1 protein-coding gene is annotated in these 400 nt (G+C 64.8%); it reads right to left on the bottom strand.

What is annotated here, in order from left to right; all coding sequences use genetic code 11:
- On the bottom strand, window positions 1-400 hold a 400-nt coding region (locus AC1DMU_RS29735; protein WP_476941703.1), incomplete at both ends, for a hypothetical protein.

Here is a 400-nt window from a genome sequence, read left to right as displayed (position 1 = left end):
GTTCGTCCCAAAGTCTGGAGGTCTCCGAGGCCAGCACGAGCTGCCGGCTCGCTGCAGCCAGTTCCAATGCGGTCAACTCGGCTTTGGCGGAGACCTGCCACTCCTGCCACAGAATGCCTGCATCGACCTGCGCCAGCTGCGCCTTCGCAGCGCCCACCTTGGCAGGTCGAATGATCAGCGCCTTGATGTCCTGGCCCAAGCCCAGAGCTATCGCCGGAAGCGCCCCAGCGCCGCTGAGGACACCTGCATAGCTCACCGACAGCACCGGATTGGGCAGCGCGGCGGCACTTTCCAGCTGTGCTGCCGCTATGCCGTGCTCCGCTCGTGCCGCAATCAGATCTGGGTTGCTCTGAACTGCCAGCTGTCCAATCTGCTCCAGGCTGAAGGGCTGAGACGGGCC

Source organism: Bacillus sp. 01N45 (genome assembly GCF_056399205.1).
Note: the sequence above shows the minus strand (reverse complement) of the source record. Positions and strands in the feature narration are given on the sequence as shown.